Source organism: Thalassobacillus sp. CUG 92003 (assembly GCF_013618635.1).
Lineage (GTDB): Bacteria > Bacillota > Bacilli > Bacillales > Halobacillaceae > CUG-92003.
In genome coordinates, this window is record NZ_JABLSJ010000003.1 from 1 (window position 1) to 20500 (window position 20500).

Genomic DNA, 20500 nt, shown 5'->3' on the forward strand with positions numbered 1-20500 from the left:
GACCTTCGCCGTTCGGGACTTGAACCCTATAGTTTATGCCCATGCCGGGCACACATAAAAAGAACACTGAATAATTTCAGCGTTCTTTCGCTCTCTTCACGACATGTGATCTTCAATCGCATCAATTTCAGTGGTCAGTTCCTCAAGCTTATCTTCTAATTCACTTATCAGGATAAATTTAGAATCCAACTTTTCTTCATAATCAAATGATTGATGGAGCAGCTCTTTGATTTGTTGATCCAACGTGATCAGCACGGCTGATTCTTCTTCGCTTTCTTCCCCATTGACCAGTAAACCATCCGTGAAAAAGGAGGATAAATCACCTTTAAAGTTATCCATTTTTTCAGCCACTTCATTATGCGTGGTTTGCAATTTTTCTGCTTCTTGTTTGTAATAATCATGGTCTTTTTTCAGGGAAGCAAACTGTTCAGACTCAGTTTCAAGTTGGCTCTTTAATGCTTGAAGCTCACGAGTTTGCGAGGATTCTTGATCACGCATTTGCTTAAGTTGCTGCTTCATATCCTCGTAACCTTGCAAATCCTTTTGAAGCGCTTCGATTTTCAATTCGCTATTATGATGAACGCGTTGTGTTTGTGTGCGTTCCTCTTCCAATGTAAAGATCGATGCGTGAAGATCTTCAACTTGTTTTTGTAACTCCTGATTTAATGTCTTAAGGTCAGATAGAGTATACGAATGCGTTTGATTTTCATGCGTTAATTGTTCAACTTGGTTCGATAATTGTTCAGTTTCAATGTGTTGATTCAAAATGGTTTCATTTTGATTCTTGGTTTCTTCTTGTAGTAAACCGACTTCCGTTTCCAACTTCGTAATCTCCTCTTGCTTTTCAATAATACGCCGGCTTAACGTCCCTACTTCCTGACTTAATTCCTCCAACTTGAGCTGATAATCAATTTCCCGCTCTAACAGCTCAGCATTTTCTAATAACAAGGCGGAATTATCTTTGCCCAGCTCATCTATTTCTTCTTTCTGGTCTTTCAACACAGATACATAGATGTCTTCCTGAACCGTCAGTACTTGAATTTGATCTTCCAGCTTCTTAACCTGTTTATCCAGGGCAGCATCTTTCTCGTTTAATTGTTGAGCGAGTGTTTCATTTTCTTTTCTGTACGTCTCATTTTCCCATTTTAATTTTTCGAGAAGATTATAGTGGTAATTGTCCTGATAATCTTGCACTTTGTCCTTATACTTAGCTAATTCTGATTTGTAATAAATGATACTTTGCTGAAGCTGGATCGGATCGGCTGATTTATTGTTCTCCACCTTCATATCCGTAACCTCCTTACTTGAGTACATCTCACATATGGGCTCTCGTTTACACTATCTATATGTAAGAATGATAGGATGGTTACTTGACTTATGGATTCATCTTCTCTTTGAATAAGCCGAGGATTTCTTCCGCGATCTCCTTTTGGTCAGATGCTGCATTATACAAGGTTCCCATTGCTTCATTATCCATTGGTGCTGCCTCAGAGGTGCGCTCGTTGCTCAATGGATTTTTTCTTTCCATACTCAGTACTAAATAAAGCAAGAGTAAATTAACGGTCTTGCTTTCTAAAAAAATGAAGCCATTTTGTTTATCGTCACTATTTTTCAAATCAGACAATTGATCCTTAACGTAATAACGTATCAATTGCTTCAATAAAACTTCGGGATCGTGTGCTTCTTTATCACTCATGTACCTCTTCCTTTCTTAAACGGTCCCACTGACATTAATTTGGTTTACCGCCGCAAGCCCGTCTTTTAATTCATCTCCATACGTGAACCCCATCAGGCTCTCTGAGTAGGAAGCTTCAGGCAGCCATTTAACTTGGAAATTTGAAAAAGAAATCATTTGTGATGGGCCGAGTACTTCCGTCCCAATGGGTTTAAGCCAATATTCTTCTTTGTCTTCTTTATCATTGAGCCGTTCCCAGGCATCTGGCGTATTCATCGTGAGGTTTGATTGTCTATATAGAAACTTTCCATAAAATGAAAAAATGGAATTGGGAGAAAGCTTGATGCAAATAAAGGGGTTGTTCAGAGGTTCGGTGCCTACATTAAGGATATGATAGCTTCCGATACTTAAATTTTCCATCTCGTTATCATGTGAGAGGTTGAGTGAATAGGTGAAATAACTAATGACGTTCATGCTTTGTTGAAGTGGCACTTTTCCTGCCATTTCTCGAATTTTCTCCAGACAATCGGTCGTTTCTCTATTCAATTGGAGGATTTGGGCATGCACATTCTGCTGTTTCACTACAGTCTCACCTCCTTATCGAGTTGAATATGAATACGACTCTCCTAGATGTTTATGAGACGATTCTATTTTTCATCACAAATGATAATCGCTAAGTTATTGCATCTTGAAACACTGCATGAGCTAATCGCACGTAATTGGCTACAATCAACCACCAAAAACCATAAAAATGGATTAATCGTTAATCACTGACATATAATGTAGAAATTAAACAACAGTGGGAACATGATTAAAAATGGGCACACGTGTCACGTATTGATTGTTAATCAATAAGATAATAGTGTGCTGAAAAGGGTGATGAGTGTGACGGAACAGTATAAGTTATACAACACTCAAGACATTAATACGTTAAGACAAAAAATTGAAACTTACAAAAAAACCTTAGAAGCATTAAAAACGGGAGATGCAGTCGAAGATTACCTTTTGATGAAAAGTGAAGTTCACGGAATAAAAGCCCAAGTTTCCCAAATAGAAGGAGTAATGAAGCAAATGGAGGAAAACAAAGATTTTCATACCGATGAATATGAACAGCAGGTGGAACATATCTCTGCTCAAATTCAGACGGTCAATGATTCGATCAATCACCTCAAACAAGACGTAACATTTCTCATGAATAAAATGCATGACGTTAATTTCAATCTTTTGATCGAAAAGATGAACAGCATGCTTGAATTTCAAAAATCCTCAGAGGAAAACAACGAAATAGATACGCTCAAAGAAGAAATTTATCAATTAAAACAGACACTCCATGCAAAAGAGCAGCCACAACAACAGCCTCCTCAACAGCAACCGATTCCACAGCAGCCAATGCAAGCAAATCAAGGGCATTATCAACCTTCAAGTTTTCGCAAGCTGCAAAATTTAATTGACTCATCGAACAATATCGAGTACTCGGCAAATGAAAAAAAAAACAATTTAGGTGGTAGACGGCCACAATATAACAACCCTGCCCCCCGAAGTAACCCACGTCCGATGATGCATGATCCGATTAACGAAAGGAAACGGGGATATCAACAACCACAGGATCCCCGTTCACAGTTGAATCGAAATGTCATGAAATCGAAGCGTTCCAGTAAAGTTCAATTTAAAAATAAAGATTCCGCTGATGATCAGGATGAGCGTCCCTTATTACCGCTAACCCAGAACCAAACCGATCATCCGCATCAGGAAGAATCACCGCAAATGGAGCCAGCACTCCATACACCTGCAAAAGAAACGGAGAGCCCAACCCATCAGGCATTACCTGAGCAATCGAAGCCAATTCAGTCTGATGCTGAGCGTTCCTCTTATTATGGAAACAAGACTCAGCAACAATGGATCAGTCGCAAGATCGAAAAAAATGCAGAAATAAAAAAAGAAAAAAAAGAAGAAGAAAGCCAAAACGAAAATAAGGATAAAAAAACTCAAAAAAACTCATTATTTTCCATCTTTAAATGGTGAACCAGCATCAATTGATGATTCCGGCTGACGTCTATGAAACCATGGTAAGACACGGGGATTCATGCCTTCCGTTTGAAGGCTGCGGACTCTTAGCCGGAATCGATTATGAGATCCTATCATTTTGGCCCTTCGAAAATGAAATTAAATCGGATCGGCGTTTTTTTGTCAATAAACGGGTCGTATCAGCTACGTTAGATCAAATAAATCAACGAAATGAAAATGTCATCGCTATTTATCACACTCACCCCTCCACAGCGCCCGTCCCTTCTTCGTTTGATCTCGCCAGTCACGCGGACCAGAACATAAAGATGCTCATTGTTTCCTATAAATTTACGACACCAAAAGCGAAATGCTATGACATCGCAGGAAAATCATATAGGGAATGCCCTTTTTTCATCAAACCAACATCATAGCCCTCTCATATCTCAAAGATTTGCTTATACTATATGAAAAAGGAGATGATGATCTTGAGGGCTAAATCTTCTCGAAGAACCCAGCCAGCATCCAATAGAGTCTCAAATATGCAACCGACTGTCATCCATTCTGTACCCAAACGAAGAAAAGTAATTAAAGGCGGCTGCGGCTGCGGTAAAAAGTCATAATAATTGACTAATTCATCTACTTATCACAGCTACTCCACCTCCTTTAGCCATTAGGCGAAGGGGGTGTTTTTTGTAAACAAAACGTTCACCGCGTTAATATTTTTGTGTATTAAAGCTTTAAACCAGGTTGATGACATTGTATAATCTGAAACTAACACATCGCTCATGGGAGGGTAATTTTATGCAATTATTAGAAAGGATCAGCAGTTTTGTAGGGAACACATTTGCCGTGTGGGTGCTCTTATTTGCCGTTTTGTCGTTTTTAATGCCTGAGGGTTTCACATGGATTGCGCCCTACATCGTACCGCTTCTTGGAATTATCATGTTCGGAATGGGATTGACGTTAACGCGCAACGATTTTCAAGCCGTGTTTCAACGTCCACTTGATGTAGCTATAGGTGTCGGTGCACAGTACATACTAATGCCTTTACTCGCCTTCGCGCTCGCTACATTGCTACCTGTATCACCCGAAGTGGCTGTAGGGGTCATTTTAGTCGGCTGTTGTCCAGGTGGAACGTCGTCTAACGTCATGACCTACCTTTCAAAAGGAGATACGGCACTCTCGGTGTCCATTACAGCCGTCTCGACCCTTCTTGCTCCTTTAGCGACACCGGCTCTCGTCCTTTTGTTTGCGAGTCAATGGCTCCCGGTTTCAGCTGGGGCGCTCTTCATGTCAATCGTTAAAATCGTAATTATTCCAATCCTGCTCGGTTTAGGTGTGAAAGCTTTACTTGGCAGCAAAGTTCAAGCTGGTGTCAAAGCACTCCCCCTCGTTTCCGTCATAGCTATCGTAGCAATTGTAGCTGCTGTGGTCAGTGTGAACCAGTCTCAAATCGCTGAAACAGGCGCCATCATATTTGCGATTGTCGTGCTCCATAATATCCTCGGTTATTTAACAGGGTACGGTCTTGGCAAAGTGTTTAACATGGAGCCTTCTAAACAAAGAGCTGTCTCGATCGAAGTAGGCATGCAAAATTCCGGACTTGGTGCATCTTTAGCTGCTGCTCATTTCAGTCCTCTAGCTGCTGTTCCGAGTGCGATATTCAGTGTATGGCACAATATTTCCGGTCCAATTATCGCTACCATTTTCCGAAAACAAAAGGAACGCGAAAACTAATATTCCGATCGTGTATTTATTGTTTGCTATAAGCAGAAAAGAGACCAGGACCCTACTAAATAAGACACAAAAATGCCGAACATTGTTTGGCATTTTTGTGTCTTACATTATTTATGTCACGTTTTACGTATTATGCAAGCATAAACCAAAGTATAGATGTTACGACAATCGCTACTACCCCTTGGATAAGCGTGCCTGTCGTCTGAGCTTTGTAAGCTTGCGTGATGGACATCCCGCTAAATTCTTTCACAACCCAGAAGTAACTATCATTAATATGGGAGACAACCATCGCACCAGCTCCGACTGACATAACCACCAGAGAAAGCGGCACAGCACCTTCGACTCCAACTTGAGGCAGTAAAGGCGCAATCAAAGTCGAGGTGATGACAATCGCTGCAGTGGATGAACCTTGAGCACTTTTTAAGGCGGCAGCGATGACAAACGGGATGAATATAAACAAGATTCCAGACAATATCTCGTTCCCGGCTACCCCTTTAATGAGCTCAGCTACGTTTGTCGAGCTAATGACAGAACCAAACGCACCTCCGGCTCCTGTAATAAGTAAGATCGGGGCTGCTTCTTTTATTCCGATACCGATCCACTCTGACAACGTTTCTTCATCAAACTTTGGAAGGAGGGTAAAAGCGGTTAATACGCCAACTAGCAGCGCGACCACTGGCGAGCCTAAGAAAAGAAAAACATCGAAGAATGCGCCTGACCATCCGGCAAACGTGATGATGGAACTCCATCCGATTAATAAGATTGGAAGCACAATAGGCGCGAAAGACTTCAAGGTCGAAGGCATATCGCCAAATTCTTTTAAGACTGTTTCATAATCATAAACGCCTTCATGCTCCCCCTCTACTTCAATTTGTGTCCCTGCTTTCATCGCCCATAAATATCCGGCTATGATGACAGGAATTGCTACAATGATTCCAAATAAGATAACCGTACCTAAATAATTTTCCGCTCCAATATTCCCCGCTGCTGCAATGGGTCCGGGAGTAGGCGGAACTAGCGTATGGGTGGCAAATAACCCTGTTGAAAGAGCTATAGCCATTGAGGCTATTGAGACCTTCGCTCTTTTTGCAAGCGCTTTCTTCAGTGACGATAAAATGACATAACCTGAATCACAAAATACGGGGACACTGACAATACTGCCAATGGCACTCATTGCAAGCTGCGGGCGTTGCTCTCCTACCATGCGCAGCACGACTTCAGCCATCCTGAACGCAGCTCCTGATTTTTCTAAAATAACGCCGATAATGGTGCCAAAGACGATGACCAGCCCAATGCCGCCCATAAGACCTCCGAATCCTGAATTGACGGCTTCCACAACTTCACTTAACGGTGAACCCGAGAGAATACCAATTGCAAATGCTGCAATCAATAATGATAAAAAGGGATGAAGATTAAGTTTCGACGTCGCAAAAATGACAAACAAGACGCCTAAAATAATGATTAAAATGAGTCCAATACCTTCCATGTTGTCACTCCTTTAATAATAAACTATTCCCGATACCACCCGTAACATTTGACCTATACTCACCGGAAAGTATCAAGAACAAAAGCTAATTGCTGCGTTGTTTGAAACACAAGACGATCGGCCTGATCTAAACACTTCTCCAAACTCATCGGCCCCTTTGGTATGCCAAAACATCCGGTGAACACTTTATTTAATGGGATGATGTCTCCTGTCAGACTCCCCGAAATCAGGAGGACAGGTTTGTTATAACGCTGTGCTAATTCTGCAACGTAGCCCGGCGCCTTACCATACAACGTTTGGTGGTTGCTTTCCCCTTCCCCTGTGACGATCAAGTCAGCTCGCTGGATCGATGCCGGGAGCCCTATCGCATCTGCCACCAGTTTTGCACCGGATTGGAACCCCCCTCCTACAGCTAATAATGCGAAGCCCAGCCCTCCTGCTGCACCTGCTCCTTTATGATTCATAATCGTTCGATCGAAGGCTTTTTCTATTAACAGGCCATAATCGTTAAGTGCTTGATCATACGCTTGAATTTGTGTGGCATCAGCCCCTTTTTGTGGGCCATAGACATAACTTGCTCCATTTTCTCCTGTAAGAGGGTTATCCACATCACAAGCCACCTGAATGTCAGCAGTCTGGAGACGCGGATCCAGTTGGGAGATGTCTATGTCCGCCACTGCGAATAAATCCTTGCCGCGGTTTCCCACTTTGTTGCCTTCTGTATCCATCGCTTTCATGCCAAGGGCTTGCAGCAAACCCAGCCCTCCGTCATTGGTTGAACTCCCTCCTAATGTCAAAATTAACGACGTGTTGCCGCGATCCAAAGCGTGGATAATCGCCTCTCCAATACCATAGGACGTCGTCCAGTCTGGATTTTGTTGGGCTTCCGGGACAAGTGGCAAGCCTGCGATGATTGCACCCTCGATGACAGCTGTACAATTGTCTAATTCGACATACCAGCTGTTTGATGCTTCACCAAGCGGACCTGTACATGCAAATGGCACCTTCCTGCCGTTTGTGGCTTTCGATAGTGCATCGAGCGTCCCTTCCCCACCGTCTGCCATAGGCTTCAGGACGACTTCGCTTTTTGGATTAACAGATAAAAAAGCGTCACGCATTGCTTCAGAGACGTGAACTGAAGATAAACTACCTTTAAATGAATCGGGTGCAACGACAATGTTCATGGCTGACTTCCTTTCTCTTCGATATGTCTATTGAAACGAAAAATGCGGTTAAAAACAATCGGCAACGCAGACAAAATTTTCAGAACATTGAAAACGCATACTTGTGCATATGCACAAAAATACTCTTGCTTTGTTGTTACCAGACGATATCGCAGCTGTGTTTTTCGGATAATCGGGGTTATGGGAAACATCACTTTTTAATCAAGAGCACCTGCAATATGATCGCTTGATTGAATACGCGTGGGTCCAAACCTGTTTTTTGCTTCACTTGTTCAAGTCTGTAAACAAGTGTATTGCGATGGATATGCAATGTTTCAGCAGTAAGGTTTTGCTTGAAATTACGCTTAAAATAACAATCCAACGTCGCCGTATAGAGGTGATCTAAGGTCTCGAGACGTTCTCTGTATTTGGCAGCTACGTCCTGATAGACAGTTTCATCGACACTGTTCAGCACCCGTTCCATCTCATAATCTCCGCTATACGCAACTGTGACATCTTGATCCGATAAGTCAAGGGCTTCCCAAGCCTGGAAATACGACTGACGGATCCCCCGAATCCCGTAGCCCCTATCGCCAAGGCCTACCCTCACATCCTGCCCTACGTTATTGTGGCCCAACTCATACAATGAGGACATCACCTCTGTCACAGGGAGGGCCGTAATAATTGAGCTTTCCTGGTAAGGCATGACAAATAAAGGATTTAAATGCTCCTCTTCAAAAAGCGATCGTATCCGTTCAGCCATGTCAAAATGATTCTTCGTTACGAAAACAACCACACACCACCACGTTCCTGTCTCAACATTCAATGTGTAAGTGGCCTCTTGTTGCACGTGATGCTCGTCGAATGAACTAGGATGAAAAAGCTGTTGCAGCCAATGACTCCATAATCTTTCTTGATAAAATGACTGGCGCTGAACATAAATTTGCTCTAATGCGATCTCTACAGATCCCCGTGTCATGCCCGCTGCCTGAACGACCTCCTCAGGTTTTCCCGTAAGACCAACAACACCAGCAAGTTGACCGCGATGAAAAATAGGCAGGTTAACACCTGGTTTTACATTCGAGAATTGATCGACATCCTCATGATTAATGCTTTGAGGCTCTAAATATTCAATCACCTTTTCAGCGCCTCCATGCAATTGTTCCACCCTGTCATTGTCAGTACTCGCGACGATTTTACCGCTCGCATTCATCAAATTAATCGGACATTCTATATATTCAGACAGACGTTGAATAATTTCGTTACCTAACTCTTTTGTCAACATGGTTGTGCCCCCCCCTTTCTATTAGTGTGACATTTATTGTATCAACTTTATCTGCAAGAAACATAAAATGTCCACTGCAACCTCCAAGCGGTTGTCAGTGGACAAATTTCATCGCGCATTTTCATCTATATGAGGAAAAGGAAGATCAGTGTCCACTTCACCCTTGATACGAACCACCGTCAAATCTTCGCCAGCCAGCCAGCGATTAAAATCGAACTCAATGGGTCTCCGATCGCCGCCAAGGGCGAACCACATCTTTTTCTCACGTGGAAAATAGGCTGAGGTATGAATCGTCCCGGCCCAGTTCTTATACTTCTTGGAAAAAACACCTTGATCGGTATCATTCAGCAACCGGAAGGCATCATAGGCTTCCGAAATCTCGTTCTGCCGCGCTTGCATGGCATTCATCCGTTGATAAGAATCAGTTAAATGATTCCGGTTTTCCCGCGTTAATGTTTCAAAATGATTCGTACATACATTAGACTCCCGCACGGCCACGTCACGGGGCGATGCTTCAACGATAAACGTTTTCCCTGAAGAATCAAATACTGTATAACTGAACGAATGGCGATGCGGGATCTCTTTCAACATGGCCACAGCTTCTGTCACATTAGCACACGATTCCAAGATCAACCGGCCAATGGTGCAGCAGATGAATCCATCACCAGGTTTCTTGCGATGCATGAAGTTATAGCCGAGAACCAGCCCCTTTTCATTCATCCCATCCATGCGTCCCGTAATACGTTGGCTTGGCCCAGCCGTAGCGTAGCCTTGATCGGTCGGCTGAAAAAATACATAACGACCTTCATATGTCTTAGGCTGATAATCATAATTCCTGACAAAATACCCGTCACCTGTTAATATCGAACATCCTGATTTTTCATATTCTACCCGATACCCGCCAAATTCCATCATCGTCCGTTCCATCGACCAATTCAGCGCATCACCCAAACCGATCAGCTCATCCCAAAGGCCAGGTGCAAACTGTGTGATCGCGGCTTTCACTTCCTCTTCCTCAACAGTAAAACGCGGTTTCCTCACTTTCCACTGTTTCTCACGATTCCTGACCGTAAGCGAATCTCGCAGCATTTCACCTTGCCAATAACCGAAATCATAATGCGTGCCTCGATATTGTAATACATCACTATAGATCGCCTTCATTATGTGCACCTTCTTTTATTGAATTCATGCTGATACAAAATCATCTTAACGGAAAATAAAGCGTCAGATAAAGAAAACCGACCTGATGCGCTGGTTCGCCGCCTCACAATCTTGCTTAGCTGGCGATTTTGGGCCGAGCTTGGGCGATTTTCACCTCAACATGGACTTAAAAAAACGTCAGTTGCGTTTCTGAGCACCTTTCCGGAATTTCCGTTCAACTTCCGCGCATTTCTTTGCAACTTTGTGAGGTTTCTTTGCAAATTTGCGTCCTTTCCACGCATTTCCGGTATTCTGGCCTCAAAAATTTGCAGCTCATCGACGTCTCCCTGCAAAATCTGCGCAACAAAAATAAGCAGCCCCAAATCGGACTGCTTATTATGTGAACGATATCGACCGCGTTCGCTAGCAAGGAAGCACTGATTATGCCCACCACATCTCAGGGGCTGATTCTTTAACCATGACAGACTCCAGCGTGTGGACGGCTTTGGTAAACCCTTCTTCTATCGACATCAGTCCGTCTTCGTGTTCAATGCTTACGACATAATCATAACCATACAGACGAAGCGCGCTGATCATGTCAGCCCACACTTTTGAATCGTGTCCAAAGCCGACGGAGCGGAAATACCAGGAACGGTCCTGCATATTCGAGTATGGGGTCATATCGGTCAACCCGTTACGATTCGTATTAGGCTGGTCAATCACCGTATCTTTAGCATGGAAATGATGAATGGCTCCTTCCCTGGCCAATATTTTTATCGACTCTACCGGATCGATTCCCTGCCACCACATATGACTTGGGTCTAGGTTTGCCCCAATAGCGGGGCCACAGGCTTTTCGCAAATATAATAAATTGGCGGGAGTATGTACGGAAAAACCGCCGTGTAACTCTAAACCGATTTTGACACCCACTTCTTCTGCACGAGCCGCCTTGTTTTTCCAATAAGGAATCACTTTTTCTTCCCATTGCCATTTTAAGATTTCTTGAAAGTCAGATGGCCAAGGCGACACAGGCCAGTTCGGGTACTTGGCATCTTCATGGTCGCCAGGACACCCGGAGAATGTGTTAACGACTGGAACGCCAAGTTGATGGGCAAGTTCTAATGTTTTATCAAATAAGCGGTCTGCTTCTTCTGCGAGCGCCTGCTGCGGATGGAGTGGATTGGCATGACAGCTTAAGGCACTGATCATAAGGCCACGTCGGTTAATTTTCTCTTTGAATGCAGCTTGTTTCTCAGGATCGGTCAACAATTCTTCAATTTTGCAATGCGCCTCACCTGGATAACCGCCCGTGCCAAGCTCGATTGCCTCCAACCCTTTCGATGCGACATAGTCCAACATGTCATCAAACCTTTTCTCAGAAAATAAAACGGTGAATACACCAAGTTTCATTTTACGTCCCACCCCTCGTTAATTTTCAGAAAATACAAACATGTAATCCTTTACATTTTAGCTTAAATAAGAATGGAAAGAAAATCAACTAAAAATAGTGCCGAATAATAAACGTCATATATAGTCGATATTTAATGGATAAATAGTGTTGACATTTATTTCATATCGCTATATTATTTGACATGTAAACGATTACAAATTAGCTCACACTCTCCAACTGAAAGAAGGAAACGTCATGGCAAATATCCAACAAGTCGCTCAAAAAGCTGGTGTATCCGTGGCCACGGTATCTCGATTTCTTAATGGGAATGCAAAAGTCACCAGTAAAACGAAATTGAAAGTCGAAGACGCCATTAAAGAATTGAACTATGAGCCAAGCATACTGGGACGTAATTTAAGAAACTCGGAAAGTCGTCTCCTGCTGGTATTGATCCCGAGCATTTCAAACCCGTTTTACACCGAAATCATCAACGGTATTGAAGACACGGCCCTCAACCATCAATACAACATTCTATTGTGTGATACAGACTCCAATCCTGAGCGGGAAAACATTTACTTTGACCTCATGAGAAGGAAACTTGCAGATGGCATCATTTCAATGGACCCCGCAGTGAATCGAGAAAAACTTCATGAATTGGCTGAACATCACGCAATCATTCAATGCAGCGAGTACACAGAAAATGGCTCGATCCCCTATGTCACCATTGATAATGAAGCAGCCGCTTATCAAGCTGTCAAACATTTAATCAAAATCGGGCATCACAAAATTGCTTTGATCAACTCCGACGAAACGTTTTTATATGCCCGCCAGCGAAGAAAAGGCTATGAGAAAGCCTTAACAGAATTCAACCTTCCGATTCAAGAAGACTGGATCTACCACACACACCAGTTAGGATTTGAGAACGGGCAGCAGGCGGTACGAAAGCTGCTCCACCTACACGATCCCCCTACCGCTATATTCACGGTGTCAGACATTTTAGCTATTGGTGCTTTGAAAGAATTGAACGCACGTGGCATTCAGGTTCCAAACGACATGGCAGTGATCGGTTTTGATAAGATCATATTCTCCAGCATGACGAATCCTACCCTGACAACAATCTCGCAACCTATGTATAAGATGGGCTGTACAGCAGCCACGATGCTGCTTGATAAGATGAAAGGCCAGCCAGTGGATAATATCACATTGGATCATGAATTAGTCATTCGCGAATCAACAATGGGCTGATATCTTGAGAATAGCATACCGGCATTAAATGTATTTAATGCCGGTAAACTGTTCTCAATTATGTAATCGATTACAAAGTGAAAGAGAGCAGTCGCTTCAAATAATGGTAAGGGGTGGTTATGAATGAAACGGGTACTTTCCTTAATTTTGGCCAGTTTGTTCGTTGTAAGTATTGTAGGGTGTTCGAATGAAAGTTCAGGCAGTGAAGATGAAGTTGTTCTGGGGATTGCCCTCCCTTCTGCTGATCACGGTTGGATGGGTGCACTTATTGACAACGCTGAAAATCAAGCCAAGTCGTTGAAAGAAGATGGAACGATAGATGATTACGTGTTCACAACCGCCGAAGATCCCAACAACCAAGCCAATAACATCGAAGACTTGATTGCCCAAGACGTCGATGCCATTGTTATGCTCCCGATTGAATCAGAGGCTTTAACGCCGATGGGAACAAAAATTAAGGAAGCTGATATTCCGCTCGTTGTAGTTGACCGTGAGCTCACGAATGATTCATCAGACGTTCTCGTTAAAGGTGACAACAAAGGAATTGGTCTTAATGCTGGTAAGTACATAGCAGACCAATTAGGCGGAAGCGGGAAAGTAGTTGAAATCACAGGGGTGCCAAGTTCCGTTACCACGCTCCGCTCCGAAGGTTTCCAAGAATCGATTGAAGGCACGGACATTGAGGTCGTCGCTTCTCAGTCAGGTGATTTCCAAACAGAAGCCTCTCTTAAAGTAATGGAAAATATCCTTCAGGCCCAACCAGAAATTGATGCTGTTTACACACATGATGACGAAATGGCCTTAGGGGTCTTGCAAGCGATTAACGAAGCTGACCGGTCAGACATTCAATTCATCACAGGTGCAGGCGGACATAAAGAGGTATATGAAAATATTCAAAATGACGGATTAATTCAAGCTACCTTTTTGTACTCTCCTCTTATGGTCAACGATGGAGTGGACATTGCAGCAGACCTAGCCAATGGCGGTGAGGTCGAAGAAGAAACAGTAGTGAAAGAAGCGACTAAAATTACGGATAAAAACGTTGATGAGCACTATGAAGAAGATTCTGCATACTAATCACAGTGAAATACGGTAGCTATTGCCGTATTTCCTCTTTTATCCCCAGATAAATGACTGAGTTCCAGCATTGGTTGAGGGGGGTCCTCCCCTCCCCTCACCTCTCATAACTCAGCATCTGCCTACTGATTGCGGGCAATTACGATAGAAAAGTAAAGGTGGGTCAACGTCGTGCATGATGAAACGGTTTTAAACATGACTGGGATCAAAAAATCTTTTAATCAAGTGAACGTGCTTCACGGTGTGGATTTCTCACTGGAACGAGGAGAAATTCACGCGTTATTAGGTGAAAATGGGGCTGGCAAATCAACCTTAATGAATATTCTAGGCGGAGTTCTTCAACCTGATGATGGACAGATTGAATGCCATGGTCACGTTATGAAAATGGATGGTCCGCACGCAGCTCAACAGCAGGGCATCAGTTTCATTCACCAGGAACTGAATGTCGTACCCGACTTGAAAGTCTATGAAAATATGTTTCTTGGAACAGAAATCCGGAACAAGTGGGGCTTAATTGATGTGAAAGAAATGTGCAGACAGACCCAAGACGTGCTCTCGCAATTGGGTGTTTACATCGATCCTAAAGCCTATGTGTCGAGTTTGGAAACCTCCTATAAACAGATGATTGAAATTGCTAAAGCACTCCTCAAACAAGCCAACATCATTATCATGGATGAGCCGACCTCTGCCCTCACTGACCAGGAGTCTGACCGTTTATTCGAGCTTATGCGCTCCCTGAAAAAGTCGGGCGTATCGATCATTTATATCTCGCACAAATTGAAGGAAATAACCGCAGTTTGTGACCGTTATACCGTGCTGAGAGACGGATCTTTAGTTGGAACCGGGAAGATTCAAGATATAGATATTGATAAGATTACACAACTCATGGTAGGTAAATCTGTTAATACGGAAGCCTATGATGTTGATAGGACCCTGGGAGAACCTGTCCTGCACGTGAATAATTTAACGCGTGAGCGTGAGTTCCGTGATATCAGCTTTAGCATTTCCAAAGGCGAAGTGGTCGGGTTTACAGGTCTAGCCGGCGATGGCAGAACCGAGCTGTTTGAATGCATTTTCGGCTACCGAAAAAAGCAGCATGGAGACATCCATGTACACGGCCGAAAGGTGACCATCACCCACCCTCAGAAAGCCTTGAGATCCGGGATTGGCTTTGTACCTAAGAACCGAAAAGAAAACGCGATCATTAAAGATCTGAATGTTATCCAAAACATGAGTTTATCGTCCTTAGGTCACTTTGAGAACAAAGGGTTGATTAATTCAAAAAGAGAAAAACAAAAATTCTCTGATTATCAACAAGATTTAAACATCAAAGTCCACGACCCCAGTGTCATGATTGATTCATTAAGTGGAGGCAATCAACAGAAAGTCATCATTGCAAAATGGCTGGAGGTTAACTCAGACGTCATTATTTTTGATAACCCTACCCAAGGGATAGATGTTGGAGCTAAAAATGAAATTTATCAACAGATCATAGCTATGGCGGACCTTGGCAAAGCCATCATCATTCTCTCGTCGGAAGCTCCAGAAATATTAAGATTTTGCAACCGCTTATATGTCATGTTCCAAGGCGAAATAACCGGACACTTCCCTCGCGAAGCTGCCTCGGAAGAACTGATCATGGAGTATGCCACAGGCTCAAAAAAGGAGGCTGTTAAAATTGGCTCAAGTACAGAAAAAACCACCCAATGAACCCGCGCACAATAATCAAAAAATGAATCTCTCATGGATATGGTCGGAGTACAGCGTGGTCATCGCTTTCTTAATCATATTCATTCTTGCCTCTATCCTGAATGATCGTTTTCTTGATATTCATAATATGACCAACATTCTGATGCAGGTTTCAACGATCGGCATCATCGCGCTAGGAATGACGGTCGTTATGCTATCAGGGGGAATTGATCTTTCCGTAGGTTCTGTCCTCGCCATGCTTGGGGTCGTTTCTGTATTAGCGTTAAACGCCTCAGGTAGTATTCTAGTCGCTGTTCTTGTTGCATTGCTTGTTGGTGCTGCGACGGGTTTTATCAACGGTGTGTTGGTGGCAAAAGGAAGAATCGCTTCGTTTATTGCGACACTTGGTATGATGGCTGCGGCTCGTTCTATCGCGTTGTATATTGCAGACGGAGGCAGTGAATCAGGGGAAGTTGAGGGCTTTACAAACATCTCGAATAACGCCATTGGTATCATCGAGTACCCCATCTTTATCTTTCTTATATTAACAGCGCTTATCTACATACTAATGCAAAAAACACGCTTTGGCCGTTATGTTTACGCATTAGGAAGTAATGAAAAGGCTGCCCTATTGTCAGGGATTCGTGTCGATCGTATTAAAATCGGGGTATACACGTTGTGCAGCTTGTTAGTCGGAGTTGCTGCAATCATTGAAACATCTCGTTTGAACTCCATCTCCTCTTCCAGCTCAGGTAATCTATACGAGCTGGACGCCATTGCCGCCGTCATAATCGGAGGCACGCGCATGACGGGAGGAAAAGGTAAAATCATCGGAACCTTTTTCGGAATACTACTGCTAGGTGTTTTAAACAATATGATGAATTTGATGAACGTATCCCCTTACCTTCAAGGACTTGTTAAAGGGCTCATTATCATCATTGCTGTGTTATTTCAAAAGAAAGAATAAGGAGGTAAATCATGACACAAATCACCGTCGGAATTATTGGGTGCGGCTCCATTACGCGCTTCCGTCATGCGCCGGAGTACAAAGCTAACCCATATGTAAAAAACATTGTGTTTTATGACCGAAACATTGAACGAGCACAACGCTTGGCTTCAGAGTTTAGCGGCGATGTCGCCGACACAATCGAAGATCTTCTTCACAACCCAGACATTATAGCTCTCAGTGATTGCTCCTCAAATGAAAACCATCACATCAACACCCCGAATGCCTTGTTGAACGGTAAGCATGTGTTATGTGAAAAACCGATAGCCGTAAGTATTGAACAAGCAGAATCTATCCTTGAAGCCCAAACGAAATCCGGTAAAAAGTTGATGGTGGATCATAACCAACGGTTCACAAAGGCTCACCAAACTGCAAAAAGGATGATAAAAAATAAAGAACTAGGGGATGTGTTGACCTTCAAGACCTCGTTCGGCCATAAGGGACCGGAACATTGGGGAATCAACAAAACAAACAGTACCTGGTTCTTTAAAAAAGAACGTTCGCATTTCGGCGTTGCAGGCGATCTTGGCATCCACAAAATCGACCTTCTCCATTTCCTTTTAGATGACGAAATTGCAGAAACGCGTTCGTTCAGCGGCACACTGGATAAAGTAAATGAACACGGCGAACCCATTCCCGTTTATGATAACGTTGTGTGCGCACTTAAAACGAAAAAAGGCCGTTTAGGAACTGCTTCATTTTCCTGGACTTACTACGGCTCTGAAGATAATAGCACCTCTATTTATTGTGAAAAGGGTGTAATTAAACTTTATCACGAACCCGAGAACCAATTGATTGTCGAAACAATTGATGGGGATATCACCAAATACCCGATTGAGCCCATCCAGACGAACGATAACCAAACGTCCACCGGCGTTATCGACGCGTTTATTGAGTCCATCATGAACGATACCGATCCCCCCGTCACAGGAGAAGATGCTCTTACCTCGCTTAAAGTGATAGTAGCGCTTCTTCAAGATGAATCGTCCGTCTTGCCGAACCGCGGGTAACGGTACTATCATGAGATCTATTATTCCAAGCAAAAAACAAGGAGCTTCCTAATGATGGAAGTTCCTTGTTTTTTGCTTATATCTAAATTATAAGTGACAACCTGTTCTTTATCATATTCGTGTTATTTCATTATAGAGCGTGAAACACTCGAGTTAACAGGGGTTCGTTACATTATATGGAAGAGGGGTGGCTTTTGAAACAACTCGCTTTCCTGCGGGGAACCGGCAAGCCTGCCTCGGTCGCGTCGCTCCCTGTGGGGTCTTGCCGAGCTCCTCTTCCCGCTTATTAACTATTGATAATTTTTCCCTTAGTTAAAAGGTCAGCCGTATTTGAACTATCCAGCTTCGGCGTCTAGCGGCTAGTGTGACTTCCTTCGCTTCTGTACGATAAGTCAACATCGAATCACGTTATTCTTCGTGTTTCCTTTATCTCCTCCAGCTCAGTCCAGTCCATACGCCGCTGGTCAAGACGCCTCCGCTCTCAGAGGGGAGTCTCGCCGTTTCAAAGCCACCCCTTTCAACATGGAAATGAACGAACCTCGCCAACACGGTTCTCAATGATGAGGACTACCAGGCCCATGAAACAGCGCATACGATGTTACCTCTCCATTTCAATGAAACATGAATGGGCTTCTGCTTGTTCCACTAGGAAAGTATTAAAGTATGTCACCATACTCCGGGTCATTTTTCTAATAGATGAGTAGATGATGAGAATGAAAGCGCTCTCTGTGATACACTCGTTATATCATGATTCAAGAAAGGATGAACGACATGTACGGCTTGGATGAGAAACGACAAGAACTCCTCGATTTTGTTGAAGAGCTCACGAATGAAGAAGCACGGATAAAGCCAGAAGAAAATGCGTGGTCCATTCTCGAAGTGTTAGAACACCTTTATTTAATGGAACAGTTGATTGTTCATCAAATGTCTCAGGCTATTAAACAAGGCGACAAGAAGAATGCCACGTCAAAACCCATCCATCGGGCTACAAACCGCGACTATAAGGTTGAAGCTCCGGGAGCCGTCCAACCGAGAGGAGCGTTTCAAGCGCTTGAAGATGCCAAGCAGGGTCTTAAGAAATCACGTGAGGCCACCTATTTTTTAATCCATAATAAAGACCAGGATATCCTGCAGAACAGGACCGTCCCTCATCCGGCATTTGGCGAAATGGATTTAGAGCAATGGACTGAGTTTATTGGCTGGCATGAATTACGCCACCTTGACCAAATAAAAGAAATCAAAGCAAACGTAAGCTGACTATATGATTAATCCACCAGCATGCAGATACAGACTCTGCATGCTGTTTTCTTACCAAGGTCATCAAGGTGCCCTTTTTGTTGAAGAAAAAATTGAATTAAATCTCTCTCGCGTATCTTAATTTAACATACATCGGATTTTGTTGAGTTACTTTTTCATGTTGAAATGTGAACCCCTTAGCTTCATAGAAAGGAACCCCCTTCATATTGCCTTTTTGAACAGACACCCATTGCTTAGTTGCTCCATAGTCATTTTTTTGTTGTTTCGTTATAACATCCAATAATTTGGTGCCAATTCCTTCATTTCTTCTAGCAGGGTCAAGGTATAAGACGAACAGTTCTCCGATTTCATCAGCTATCATTCCTCCGCCTCCTGCTCCGACTACTACCCCATTTTCTAAAGCAACAAAATATCCACCCCAATTACGATTGGATTCTGTTACTTCCCTCAATATTCTCGCGTGATTATAAAAATCGTTAACTACTCTTTCAATATAATCTTTTGAGTGCGTTTCCCCATATGTAGCCCAATATGCCCTCGTACATACACTTGAAATTCCCTCTACATGGCTTTCATCAGCTTTCATAATGTGGATCAAAAAACAGCGCTCCCATCTCCCTCTCGTGGTTTATTTTTGAAACGTTGTGAAGCGAGAAAATTGTGGAATTCAGCATTCACATTATACTACTGGACATAAACATAGAGGCGTCTTGATTCATAAAGATACGATTTCCATGATGGAATGTCTTCATTTCAATCGATTTAAATCCAACTTCAAATAAAACGCTTTGCATTTCTTCATGTGAGAAACCGTTATGAACCTTTGGGTGATTGATTTTATCGTTTTTGTCAAAATCAATAATAATCAGCTTGCCGCCGTCATTTAAGCAATCGAACAATCTGTGTAAGATATTCTTTGTATCAGGAATGTGAAGAAGAACAAGTGACATTAATACGATGTCGACCTTATGGTCAGGTGTTTCTTCAGTAAAATCAGCATATAGTACGCTAGCGTTCGACATACCTTTGTGAGAGATTTTAGCTCTCGCAACATCCAGCATTTGTTCCGAAGAATCGACCAACAAAACGGAAGCTACTAAGTCCGATAGTTCCAAACTAACTAGACCCGTACCGCTTCCATAGTCGAGTAAGGACTTTGATTCAGAATTTCGCAACTCTGGTCTTACTTCCTTTACTATAACGTTAGCTAATTCAATTCTTTCTTCTGTATCATATTTTTTCGCCATCTGTTCAAAAACATTATGGTCCATTTTTGACTCCTTCCCTACCCATTTCTTTTTATCTTCCCTACAAGAATAACGTCAAATAACAACCG

At 43.0% G+C, this 20500-nt stretch carries 19 protein-coding genes; 9 read left to right on the forward strand and 10 right to left on the reverse strand.

Features of this window, described 5'->3' with window-relative positions; all coding sequences use genetic code 11:
- Nucleotides 1-96: 96 nt before the first annotated feature.
- The 3 genes from HOP45_RS04820 to HOP45_RS04830 all read right to left on the reverse strand — a co-directional run bounded on the left by HOP45_RS04820 (nt 97) and on the right by HOP45_RS04830 (nt 2257).
- Nucleotides 97-1287: a coiled-coil domain-containing protein gene (locus HOP45_RS04820; protein WP_181347796.1), complete on the reverse strand. Its 1191-nt coding sequence runs from the start codon at nt 1285-1287 to the stop codon at nt 97-99.
- Nucleotides 1288-1375: 88 nt separating this feature from the next.
- Nucleotides 1376-1696: a hypothetical protein gene (locus HOP45_RS04825; RefSeq protein WP_181347797.1), complete on the reverse strand. Its 321-nt coding sequence runs from the start codon at nt 1694-1696 to the stop codon at nt 1376-1378.
- A 15-nt stretch (nt 1697-1711) separates the two neighbouring features.
- Entirely contained in the window at nt 1712-2257 is a 546-nt protein-coding gene (locus tag HOP45_RS04830; RefSeq protein ID WP_181347798.1) for a hypothetical protein, read from the reverse strand.
- Nucleotides 2258-2560: 303 nt separating this feature from the next.
- On the opposite strand from HOP45_RS04830, the gene HOP45_RS04835 reads away from it, so the two are divergent.
- The 3 genes from HOP45_RS04835 to HOP45_RS04845 all read left to right on the forward strand — a co-directional run bounded on the left by HOP45_RS04835 (nt 2561) and on the right by HOP45_RS04845 (nt 5416).
- Nucleotides 2561-3697 carry a hypothetical protein gene (locus tag HOP45_RS04835; RefSeq protein WP_181347799.1) on the forward strand — a complete coding sequence of 379 codons (1137 nt, stop codon included), beginning with the start codon at nt 2561-2563 and terminating at the stop codon, nt 3695-3697.
- Between the two features lie 14 nt (nt 3698-3711).
- The gene (locus tag HOP45_RS04840) at nt 3712-4110 is read left to right on the forward strand and encodes a M67 family metallopeptidase (RefSeq protein ID WP_255437513.1); all 399 of its coding nucleotides are present in this window, start codon (nt 3712-3714) and stop codon (nt 4108-4110) included.
- A 370-nt stretch (nt 4111-4480) separates the two neighbouring features.
- Nucleotides 4481-5416, forward strand: coding sequence for a bile acid:sodium symporter family protein (locus tag HOP45_RS04845; RefSeq protein ID WP_181347801.1), 936 nt, complete (start codon nt 4481-4483; stop codon nt 5414-5416).
- Nucleotides 5417-5546: 130 nt separating this feature from the next.
- Here HOP45_RS04845 and HOP45_RS04850 read toward each other — a convergent pair whose 3' ends face one another.
- The 5 genes from HOP45_RS04850 to HOP45_RS04870 all read right to left on the reverse strand — a co-directional run bounded on the left by HOP45_RS04850 (nt 5547) and on the right by HOP45_RS04870 (nt 11900).
- Entirely contained in the window at nt 5547-6902 is a 1356-nt protein-coding gene (locus HOP45_RS04850; protein ID WP_181347802.1) for a GntP family permease, read from the reverse strand.
- A gap of 59 nt (nt 6903-6961) precedes the next feature.
- Nucleotides 6962-8086 carry a glycerate kinase gene (locus HOP45_RS04855; RefSeq protein WP_181347803.1) on the reverse strand — a complete coding sequence of 375 codons (1125 nt, stop codon included), beginning with the start codon at nt 8084-8086 and terminating at the stop codon, nt 6962-6964.
- 190 nt (nt 8087-8276) lie between these two features.
- Entirely contained in the window at nt 8277-9350 is a 1074-nt protein-coding gene (locus HOP45_RS04860; RefSeq protein ID WP_181347804.1) for a CdaR family transcriptional regulator, read from the reverse strand.
- Nucleotides 9351-9458: 108 nt separating this feature from the next.
- Nucleotides 9459-10511, reverse strand: coding sequence for a C45 family autoproteolytic acyltransferase/hydrolase (locus HOP45_RS04865; protein WP_181347805.1), 1053 nt, complete (start codon nt 10509-10511; stop codon nt 9459-9461).
- Between the two features lie 420 nt (nt 10512-10931).
- The gene (locus HOP45_RS04870; RefSeq protein ID WP_181347806.1) at nt 10932-11900 is read right to left on the reverse strand and encodes a sugar phosphate isomerase/epimerase family protein; all 969 of its coding nucleotides are present in this window, start codon (nt 11898-11900) and stop codon (nt 10932-10934) included.
- A 235-nt stretch (nt 11901-12135) separates the two neighbouring features.
- On the opposite strand from HOP45_RS04870, the gene HOP45_RS04875 reads away from it, so the two are divergent.
- The 6 genes from HOP45_RS04875 (at nt 12136) to HOP45_RS04900 (ending at nt 19164) form a co-directional block, all read left to right on the forward strand.
- A complete protein-coding gene (locus tag HOP45_RS04875) occupies nt 12136-13125 on the forward strand; it encodes a LacI family DNA-binding transcriptional regulator (protein WP_181347807.1) in 990 nt (329 codons plus the stop codon).
- Nucleotides 13126-13248: 123 nt separating this feature from the next.
- A complete protein-coding gene (locus HOP45_RS04880; RefSeq protein ID WP_181347808.1) occupies nt 13249-14202 on the forward strand; it encodes a substrate-binding domain-containing protein in 954 nt (317 codons plus the stop codon).
- Nucleotides 14203-14373: 171 nt separating this feature from the next.
- Nucleotides 14374-15912, forward strand: coding sequence for a sugar ABC transporter ATP-binding protein (locus tag HOP45_RS04885; protein ID WP_370457945.1), 1539 nt, complete (start codon nt 14374-14376; stop codon nt 15910-15912).
- Nucleotides 15881-16858 carry an ABC transporter permease gene (locus HOP45_RS04890; RefSeq protein WP_255437493.1) on the forward strand — a complete coding sequence of 326 codons (978 nt, stop codon included), beginning with the start codon at nt 15881-15883 and terminating at the stop codon, nt 16856-16858. The genes HOP45_RS04885 and HOP45_RS04890 overlap by 32 nt, the downstream gene beginning before the upstream one ends.
- 11 nt (nt 16859-16869) lie before the next feature.
- On the forward strand, nt 16870-17907 hold the full coding sequence (locus tag HOP45_RS04895) for a Gfo/Idh/MocA family protein (RefSeq protein WP_181347809.1): 1038 nt from the start codon (nt 16870-16872) through the stop codon (nt 17905-17907).
- Between the two features lie 771 nt (nt 17908-18678).
- Nucleotides 18679-19164: a DinB family protein gene (locus HOP45_RS04900; protein WP_181347810.1), complete on the forward strand. Its 486-nt coding sequence runs from the start codon at nt 18679-18681 to the stop codon at nt 19162-19164.
- A 97-nt stretch (nt 19165-19261) separates the two neighbouring features.
- On the opposite strand, the gene HOP45_RS04905 is transcribed toward HOP45_RS04900, so the two are convergent.
- Together HOP45_RS04905 and HOP45_RS04910 are read right to left on the reverse strand one after the other, a co-directional pair.
- Nucleotides 19262-19762, reverse strand: a complete 501-nt coding sequence (locus tag HOP45_RS04905; RefSeq protein ID WP_181347811.1) for a GNAT family N-acetyltransferase — start codon at nt 19760-19762, stop codon at nt 19262-19264.
- Nucleotides 19763-19838: 76 nt separating this feature from the next.
- On the reverse strand, nt 19839-20435 hold the full coding sequence (locus tag HOP45_RS04910) for a class I SAM-dependent methyltransferase (protein WP_181347812.1): 597 nt from the start codon (nt 20433-20435) through the stop codon (nt 19839-19841).
- Nucleotides 20436-20500: the final 65 nt, after the last annotated feature.

What these genes read in the sequence shown, in the direction of transcription:
- HOP45_RS04820 (WP_181347796.1), bottom strand. Translation starts at nt 1,287, where the DNA reads ATGAAGGTGGAGAACAATAAATCAGCCGATCCGATCCAGCTTCAGCAA.
- HOP45_RS04825 (WP_181347797.1), bottom strand. Translation starts at nt 1,696, where the DNA reads ATGAGTGATAAAGAAGCACACGATCCCGAAGTTTTATTGAAGCAATTG.
- HOP45_RS04840 (WP_255437513.1), top strand. Translation starts at nt 3,712, where the DNA reads ATGATTCCGGCTGACGTCTATGAAACCATGGTAAGACACGGGGATTCA.
- HOP45_RS04845 (WP_181347801.1), top strand. Translation starts at nt 4,481, where the DNA reads ATGCAATTATTAGAAAGGATCAGCAGTTTTGTAGGGAACACATTTGCC.
- HOP45_RS04850 (WP_181347802.1), bottom strand. Translation starts at nt 6,902, where the DNA reads ATGGAAGGTATTGGACTCATTTTAATCATTATTTTAGGCGTCTTGTTT.
- HOP45_RS04855 (WP_181347803.1), bottom strand. Translation starts at nt 8,086, where the DNA reads ATGAACATTGTCGTTGCACCCGATTCATTTAAAGGTAGTTTATCTTCA.
- HOP45_RS04860 (WP_181347804.1), bottom strand. Translation starts at nt 9,350, where the DNA reads ATGTTGACAAAAGAGTTAGGTAACGAAATTATTCAACGTCTGTCTGAA.
- HOP45_RS04865 (WP_181347805.1), bottom strand. Translation starts at nt 10,511, where the DNA reads ATGAAGGCGATCTATAGTGATGTATTACAATATCGAGGCACGCATTAT.
- HOP45_RS04870 (WP_181347806.1), bottom strand. Translation starts at nt 11,900, where the DNA reads ATGAAACTTGGTGTATTCACCGTTTTATTTTCTGAGAAAAGGTTTGAT.
- HOP45_RS04875 (WP_181347807.1), top strand. Translation starts at nt 12,136, where the DNA reads ATGGCAAATATCCAACAAGTCGCTCAAAAAGCTGGTGTATCCGTGGCC.
- HOP45_RS04880 (WP_181347808.1), top strand. Translation starts at nt 13,249, where the DNA reads ATGAAACGGGTACTTTCCTTAATTTTGGCCAGTTTGTTCGTTGTAAGT.
- HOP45_RS04895 (WP_181347809.1), top strand. Translation starts at nt 16,870, where the DNA reads ATGACACAAATCACCGTCGGAATTATTGGGTGCGGCTCCATTACGCGC.
- HOP45_RS04900 (WP_181347810.1), top strand. Translation starts at nt 18,679, where the DNA reads ATGTACGGCTTGGATGAGAAACGACAAGAACTCCTCGATTTTGTTGAA.
- HOP45_RS04910 (WP_181347812.1), bottom strand. Translation starts at nt 20,435, where the DNA reads ATGGACCATAATGTTTTTGAACAGATGGCGAAAAAATATGATACAGAA.